5 protein-coding genes are annotated in these 7,655 nt (G+C 36.0%); all 5 read right to left on the bottom strand.

Translation table 11 applies throughout. The features are described 5' to 3' along the window. Positions 1–19: 19 nt before the first annotated feature. The 5 genes from porW to EGH73_RS13495 all read right to left on the bottom strand — a co-directional run bounded on the left by porW (position 20) and on the right by EGH73_RS13495 (position 7,456). The gene (gene porW, locus EGH73_RS13515; protein WP_123282285.1) at positions 20–2,545 is read right to left on the bottom strand and encodes a type IX secretion system periplasmic lipoprotein PorW/SprE; all 2,526 of its coding nucleotides are present in this window, start codon (positions 2,543–2,545) and stop codon (positions 20–22) included. A gap of 77 nt (positions 2,546–2,622) precedes the next feature. Continuing rightward, a complete protein-coding gene (locus EGH73_RS13510) occupies positions 2,623–3,201 on the bottom strand; it encodes a Maf family nucleotide pyrophosphatase (RefSeq protein WP_089769607.1) in 579 nt (192 codons plus the stop codon). A gap of 9 nt (positions 3,202–3,210) precedes the next feature. Further along, entirely contained in the window at positions 3,211–3,732 is a 522-nt protein-coding gene (locus tag EGH73_RS13505; protein WP_123282284.1) for a KdsC family phosphatase, read from the bottom strand. 76 nt (positions 3,733–3,808) lie between these two features. Next, a complete protein-coding gene (locus EGH73_RS13500; protein ID WP_123282283.1) occupies positions 3,809–4,711 on the bottom strand; it encodes a GLPGLI family protein in 903 nt (300 codons plus the stop codon). A gap of 84 nt (positions 4,712–4,795) precedes the next feature. Further along, positions 4,796–7,456 carry a TonB-dependent receptor gene (locus EGH73_RS13495; protein WP_123282282.1) on the bottom strand — a complete coding sequence of 887 codons (2,661 nt, stop codon included), beginning with the start codon at positions 7,454–7,456 and terminating at the stop codon, positions 4,796–4,798. Positions 7,457–7,655 lie beyond the last annotated feature (199 nt).

Here is a 7,655-nt window from a genome sequence, read left to right as displayed (position 1 = left end):
TTGTGAGACGGATTCTTTTTTATTTTCTATCTTTCTTCTCTCGTTTAAATTGCTGCGTGGTGGCGGATTGCTGTCCAGGCGCTTCTAATCCCGGTCTACCCGGTCCAGAAGCAGGTGCAGATAATTTCATCTTTTCTTCCATTTCCAAGTCTTCCTGTGTTTTAGGATTTTCTTGTAGTGAGCTTTGGGAAATAGTGTTTCCGGACTCGTCCGTAAGTTCCATTTTTACATCACTTTTCAAAAATTTGAGAAGATCTTTTGCTTTTTTACCTTCCGGCGTATTGCCATAATTTAAGGCGATTTGTTCCAACTGAAGAATCATAATCTCTTTACCTGCTGTTTTGCCGCTGTTGTAAGCATTTAGTAAATAGAATTTGGGAACCAGCGCATCTTTAGGATTATCTGCAATAGCTTTATCAATCATTGTGGAAGATTCGGTATATTTTTCAGTCAAGTAAAGTTTGTAGGCATCGGCATACAATTTCTCGACGCTTTCTGTGGACTTATTAAAATCTTTGCTTTTCGGATTTTTCACGAATTCTGCATAAGAAGTATAAGGATATTTTTGCAGAATAATGTGTTTAGCTCTTTCTGCATCGGCAGGATTTTTTTCGTAGTTGAAAATGAAGATGTTGTAAAGTGCCATAAGATCAGTTTCTTCATCCGGCTTACTATCCACAAGATCGTATAAAGTTTTAGTTGCCAGCTTTGTATTCCCGAAGAAATTTTCATACATCCTTCCCATCCCAAGACTTGCGGTATCTCTTTGTTTTTTTAGATTGGCTAGTTCTTGTTTGGAAGTCGGGATTTTTTCGATATAAAATTCTGGTTCCAAACGTCTGGGATCCGGCACATTTGCAATTCCCAAAGCTTCATTTTTCATATCTTCTATGGTAGCTGCTTTTGCAGAATACCGCCAGTTATCCTGAAGCGTTCTGCTCCCCCAGACTTGTCGGAAAGCATTTTCACCTCTCGGAATGTTGTTGGAATTGGCAAAATAAAATGTAGATCCGCCGGTATTGATTCCAAAATTCTGAAAACTATTGCTGTCTGTAGAATTACTAGCAAAAATAGAATTAGCATTGTAGTCACTATTATCAAAACCTTTGCTTCGCTCGGCTTTTCTTTTCTCAAGTTCTGCTGCAGCTTCTTTTTGCTTGATTTTGTCGATGTATTTTGTGAAATAGTCTCGTTTCTCGGCATCTGTCATTTTTGTAAGAGCCAGAATACTGTCATTCTTTTTCACAATATAATAGTTCTTTGACAGTTTTTTGATATTTGCCGTTAGTTCTGTAAGTCGGTCTTTTTCAGGTTTGTAGGACATTACTGCTAGTGCGCTGTCATAATAGATACCCGCTGTTAGATAATCATCTTTAGCAAAGTATTTTTTTGCCAGCTCAGAGTAAGTTAGCCCTCTGATTTGCGGATCCGATTGTTTTTCTTTTAATGCTTTTCTGAAAAAAGAATCGGCTATAGAATCTTTTGTTGCAGAGGCGGCTACCAATCCGCTGGCATAATAAAGCTCATTTTTCCGGGATGCATAAGTTCCTTTTTTTGCAATCTTATCCAGATAAGCCATCGCTTCATCATAGCTGTCTGCTTTTCCGTCAAAGGTTTTTGCAATTTCTATCTGAGATTTAACCTCAAATTCATAGCTGTTGGCATACTTGTAAGCTGCTGCAAAAGATTCTCTGGCTTCTGATTTTTTTCCAAGACCAGCAAGAATCTGACCTCTTAGGAAGGCAATTCTGCTTTTTGTTTTTCTATTTTTATTGTAGGTAAAAGCATCTTCCAGAACTTCTGCAGCCAATTCTTTTTTACCCCATTTCAGGAAATTATCAGCCTGATAGACTTTTAAAATTCTAAGTTGTTCTCTACTAAGTTTGATTTTAGGATCCTCTTCCAAATCACGGTACACTTCATCTGCACGGTAATATTCCTTCATTTTGGTGTAGTTTGCAGCCTGATATATTTTTGCCAGAGGAAGACGTTTATCTTTGCTCATTGTGTTGAAGATATAACTCAGCGCATCCAAAGATTCAAGGTATTTTCCCTGATACATTCTAGCTTTTGCCAAGAGCATATAAGCATCGAAAATCTTCTTGTTTTTTTCCACGCCGCTCACCAGAACCGAATATTTACTGATGGTTTTTAGGGCTTTAGCTTCGGTAATCTGCAGGGCTGTGGCGCCTTTTTTGTTAGCCTGGGATGAAGAGAAATTCCCAGAGAAGTTTTGGTTGGACCGCAGACCTCTTGGAGCATCCATATCAGTATCATTTCCTGCGTTGGTAGACATGCCGTTCTGGATGTCTGAAATGTAATCTTCGGTTGTGTAAACCGAGATATAAGGATCGTAAAAATTGTCAATATGAGATTTGTCTCTACTTTCCATCTCTGCCAGAAACGCTTCTCGGCTATTAAAAAGTGTGTTGTGAAACGTCATAAAACGGTTAATAGATCCGCTTTTGGTTTTCTTCTTTTTAGTTCGGGGATTGCATGCAGCAACAGAAAATATGGCAAGTATGATTAGTAAATATTTTCTCATCTATTTATTTCAAAATGAAAATTGGAGTTTAATCTGTAAAAATAACGAAATTTTGCCGTGAAAATTATTTAAAGCTCTCAGTTTAAAAAATTCTTTGGAAAACAGCCTAGCTTTTTAAGTTCTTCATAAACCAGATCTACAGGTAAACCCATCACAGAATAGAAAGAACCGAAAATGTTTTTGATTTTTGTCATTCCCAGCCATTCTTGGATGCCATATGACCCGGCTTTGTCAAAAGGTTTATAAGTTTTGATATAAAATTTAATTTCCTCATCGCTGATTTCCGAGAACTCTACATCCGTTTTGCTGGTTTTACTGATTTCCGAATCCACTGTTTTGAGCGTAAAAGCTGTATAAACCTGATGTACTTTTCCCGAAAGACTTTTTATCATTTCAAAAGCTTCATTCTCATCTTTGGGTTTGAGAAGAATTTTTTGGTCTAACGCAACAATAGTGTCCGAGGTTAAAAGAATTTCGTTTTCATTCACATCAAAAGCTTTTGCTTTTTTTGCTGAGACATATTCGGCAATCTCATGTGGTTTTAAATCTGAAGGATAAGATTCATCAACATCGATCTTAACGATATCAAATTGATAACCTAATTGTGTAAGAAGTTCTTTTCGTCTAGGTGAATTGGAAGCTAGTAATAGGTTCATATTCAATAATTAAGCTGATTTTGTTTCTTCGTCAAGATTCCATTTGCCTTGCACTTTCATCACTTGCTCTATCACATCGCGTACAGCTCCTTTGCCTCCAAAAACTGGTGAAATATAATCTGAAATTGCTTTCACTTCCGGAACTGCATTCGCAGGACAAGCTGAGATTTCTGCCAATTTCATAATTCCAATATCAGGAATATCGTCGCCCATCATCAGAATCTCAGAATCTTGCAAATTATATTTGGATTTGAAATCTTCATAGTCGGAAACTTTGTGGGAAGACTTCGCATAATAATCTTTGATGCCAAGATATTCCATTCTGTTCTGCACCATTGGATCATTTCCGCCAGTAATAATGCCGATTTTGTAACCTTGTTTCAGACATTGTACAACAGCATAACCATCCAGCACGCTCATTACTCTGGACATATTTCTGTCCGGCAGAAGATATACGCTTCCATCTGTAAAAACACCATCTACATCGAACACGAATGCTTTTATATTTTTAAGTTTTGGTAAATAACTCATTTTGAAATTTATTTAGAAATTTTGCATAAAAAAGTCCTCTCAGAAGAGGACTATAAAAATAGTGTTTTATGTCTAATTAAGGGTAGAGTGCTGGTTCTATTTTGTTATTATTGTTTTTGATTTCCTCTCTTTGATTTTTTTCCATCGCTCGCAGAACTTCTGAAGGTTCTGACATCATTTTTCCGTCAATATTCAGCGTTAGCTTCATATTTCCTTGTGATAGCATTTGTCGTGTGTCTTTTACAGGATCATTTTTGTATTCTTTCCATTGTTTTTTAAACTGCTCCTCGGAAACTTCGATTTCTTTTCCGCCAGGAACACCGAATGTTTTTACAACAATCCCGCCGCGAGTACTGCCTATTTCTTCTTTTTCGATTTTCACAACTTCATCAAACTTTTTGCTTCCGACAAATTTGAAACTATGTGTTCCTGTAGAATCTTCCATTTCCAAAATCAAACCCGGTAATCCTGAAAATTTATAAGGGCCATCCTGAAACGGGAAATCCTGCGAAAACCACGCTGTCCAGGTTCTTCCACCGAAGTCGAGTGTGGCTTTTTGAACTTCGAATTTATCAATCGTCTTCTTATCAGGAAGAATTTTCCAGGCCATAGGGTTTTCATTTTTAACACTGAATCTAGAATTACCAATACCCGTATGTAAAACGATATTAAAATCCGGATAGGATTTGGAAACAGCATATCCTATTTTCCCTCCGTTTCCGCCACGGTAGTTAAAATTGGTGGAACCTGTCGCAATTTGCTTTTTGAAATAAGCATCTCTTGTAGAATCGCTCACAAATTTTTGTCTGCTATAGAAATTGCTACCCTCTTTTTTGATATCCAAATACATCAACTCTGTCTCAAGAGAGTCTTTCTTTGCGAGATTAGAAGCGAACTTGTATTCGTACATAATTCTTGTTCCTTGAGCAAATGATAATAAGCTCACTGTAATCATCAATAATAAAAATATTTTCTTCATAACTAAAAAATTAGAGATTTAAAATTAAGAAAAATAAAAAGGCAGACAAAAAGATGAACTGCCTTTTACAAATATAAAATAGAGTTATTTAAAGTTGAACTTTACGGTGAACATAAACTGGCTTGGGCGGATTTTAAAGGTATTTCTGGTAATAGAGTTATTCTGAGAATCTACAAGTACCGTTTCATAGATTTTCTTGTTTCCGATATTCAACCATTTAAATTCGAAATCTATTTTCCTTTTTACCCAAGTGTATTGATAAGAAAGGTCAAAGAAAGAATTTCTGTAGCTTTCATTTTCAAGATTTGTAGTGATGTCATCCCAGATAAAACCAAAAGTATGATTATCAGAAGGATAGATGTATGTAGCGAGATTATGGTTCCAACCACCATTTTTGTTAGTGGAGTTGGAGAACGTATCTGTACTTTTTCTCCAGTTCATACTCAAATTATAATCTACACTTAGCCAGCTGAAATAGGTATTGTTAAATTTCAGTCCGAAGGCCTGGGATTCATTTTTAGTAGCAAAGAAAACACTATTTACTTTACTGTAGTTCGTGCTGTTGCTGTTTGTAAAATTAACCGATAAGTTGGTTTTAAATTTTGGAAAATATTTTCCTATCTCTGCTCTCTGGCTGTTGGATTTAGAAGTATTATCATTTTCCTCTACAATGATTGATGTATTACCTGTTTGCTGATCAATGATTCTATTAGTAACGAGGTTGCTGGTATTGTTGCCAATTCTGTAACTTACATTGAAGAATAAGTTGTTCAACGGGTTTCTGTATTCTAATCTTGTGCTGGCATTTCTAGAGGTATTAGCCGGAATCGGACTGTTTTTTAACTGTACAAATGCAGGATTGGTAAGTATGTTTCCTTCATACACGTCACCAAAATTTCCAAAATTGTTGTTAATGCTTCCAAACGCCCACAATTTGAAGAAGGATGCAAAATCGTAGCTTGCAAACAAATTAGGTTCGAAGCGTGTTTTGCTGATTGTTTTACCTGTGCCTCTCAGATTGTCATTATAATCGATAGCATAAAAATTAACCGGTAAGGTGATGTTTAAGTTCAGATTTTGCGATTTATAATTCAGTCCTACTTGGGTGTATGGTTGGACCTCGTTCCATTCTAAATTATTCTGATAGCTTAAGTCAAATAGTGTAGATTGATTTCCATTCATCCCACTTAAATAGGACTTCATAGAATTAAAATTAACATTGATTCCGGCCTCCGGCGTAAAAGTCCATTTTCTGTAACTGAAACCTACTGATGCAGAATGGGTTGTATTGATACTTTTGACGGATAGATATTGCTCCAGAGAATTATAAATACTTGAGTTTTGTACTGGAGAATATATCCCTGGAGTTGAAAAAAGTGTTTGCCTGTCATTCTGAATACTGACATAGCTCATCACATTCAATAATTTGTCTTTCCAAGGTAAAATGGAGCTTAGTGAGTTTGTAAAATTAAATGTCGGAGCATTTAAATTTTCAGCAGCAAATATGTTAGAGCGAGAATTAAAAATATCCGCATTATTATCGTTCCACATACCAGTCCAGGTGGTTGTATTTTTGAAGAAACCTTTTTTAGCATTTTTGGTAAAAATCAATTCGCCTTTTGCTTTATTAGAGTAGAGGTTATTAAAATAGTTTCTTACAATGGATGTTCCGTCAGAAAATACAGTGCTGTTATAAGATTCTCTTTCAATGGCATTATTAATATAATTGGCATTGGCCTTCAATTCCCATTCTTTATTTTTAAAAGGATTGGTCAAAAGATTAGCAGAGAAAAAGTGAACATTATTTAATAGGTATCTTTTCTCAGGCAATTCCGGAACAGCAGCAGTCTCTACGTTAATCCATCTGTTGGAAGTAGCCTGTGTTCTTTTTCCTTCCCAACGGCTTCCGAAAGCAAGCAGATTACCTTCGTTTTCCACACTTTCACCATTATTGTTGGCTTTATAATTCACGACCCACTGGTTTTTCTGTCCAAAAAACATTGGGGTAAGCTTCACATTCCAGAGTAATGGACTGAAGCCGGCACCGATCTCTCCACGTCCGGTCATAGTAACTGATTTTTTCAGCTTAATGTTAAGTGCAGCCTGTTCTGATGGTACTTTATCTCTCAAGATGCTTACCGGTTGGTGGTTTTCCAAAACCTCTACTTTGGAAACTGCATCTTTCGGTAGAGAATTATTCACAGTTCCGTAGCCGCCTTCCATCAGGTCTTTTCCATTGACATAAAATTTATTAATGGCCTCGCCCTGATAGAGAACTGTTCCATCCTTATTGACCTCTATTCCAGGGATTTTTTTCAGAACATCGGCTAGCGTACGGTCATTTTTATTTTCGAATGATTTCAGATCATAGGAAATAGTGTCACCTTTCTTGGTGATTAATTTTGTTTTCAGCCGCACTTCCTGTATTTCTGTTGCTTGAGAATCCATGGAAAAATTGATTTTCTGATCTTCATTTTTTATGGATTGTAAAATTGGTCTTTGGTTGAATGCCTTGATTTTCAAGTCAAGATTGCTTTCAGACGAATTGAACGTCACTTTATATTCCCCTTTCGAGTTAGAAATCCCGTAGGCAAGAATTGCATTTTTGCCGGGTTCTTCAATCGTTACACTGGCACTGGCTAGTGGTTTTCCGTCGCCATCGTTGATGATTCCACTTATAGTCTTTTGACCGAAAACAGCAACGGTAGACATCAGCATCATAAAAACTAATAGAATTTTCTTCATAATTACAGATTAAATCGCTAAAATGTTAGTAAAGAAAACGAGTAAATTGTTACAATTTTTTTTATTTAGATCATAAAAATTCAAAACCTTTAAAACAAAACACACGATCACACAAACTAATGATTGATATCACTTATTTATAGTTATTAAAAATACGATTACTCTTTTTTATTTTGTCAATCTAAAATTTAATAAATTT

The sequence above is a fragment of the Epilithonimonas hominis genome (assembly GCF_003730015.1).
GTDB lineage: Bacteria > Bacteroidota > Bacteroidia > Flavobacteriales > Weeksellaceae > Epilithonimonas > Epilithonimonas hominis.
Note: the sequence above shows the minus strand (reverse complement) of the source record. Positions and strands in the feature narration are given on the sequence as shown.

Bases quoted from the DNA above. Each gene is read 5' to 3' on its own strand.
- porW (WP_123282285.1), bottom strand. From the start codon at position 2,545: ATGAGAAAATATTTACTAATCATACTTGCCATATTTTCTGTTGCTGCA.
- EGH73_RS13510 (WP_089769607.1), bottom strand. From the start codon at position 3,201: ATGAACCTATTACTAGCTTCCAATTCACCTAGACGAAAAGAACTTCTT.
- EGH73_RS13505 (WP_123282284.1), bottom strand. From the start codon at position 3,732: ATGAGTTATTTACCAAAACTTAAAAATATAAAAGCATTCGTGTTCGAT.
- EGH73_RS13500 (WP_123282283.1), bottom strand. From the start codon at position 4,711: ATGAAGAAAATATTTTTATTATTGATGATTACAGTGAGCTTATTATCA.
- EGH73_RS13495 (WP_123282282.1), bottom strand. From the start codon at position 7,456: ATGAAGAAAATTCTATTAGTTTTTATGATGCTGATGTCTACCGTTGCT.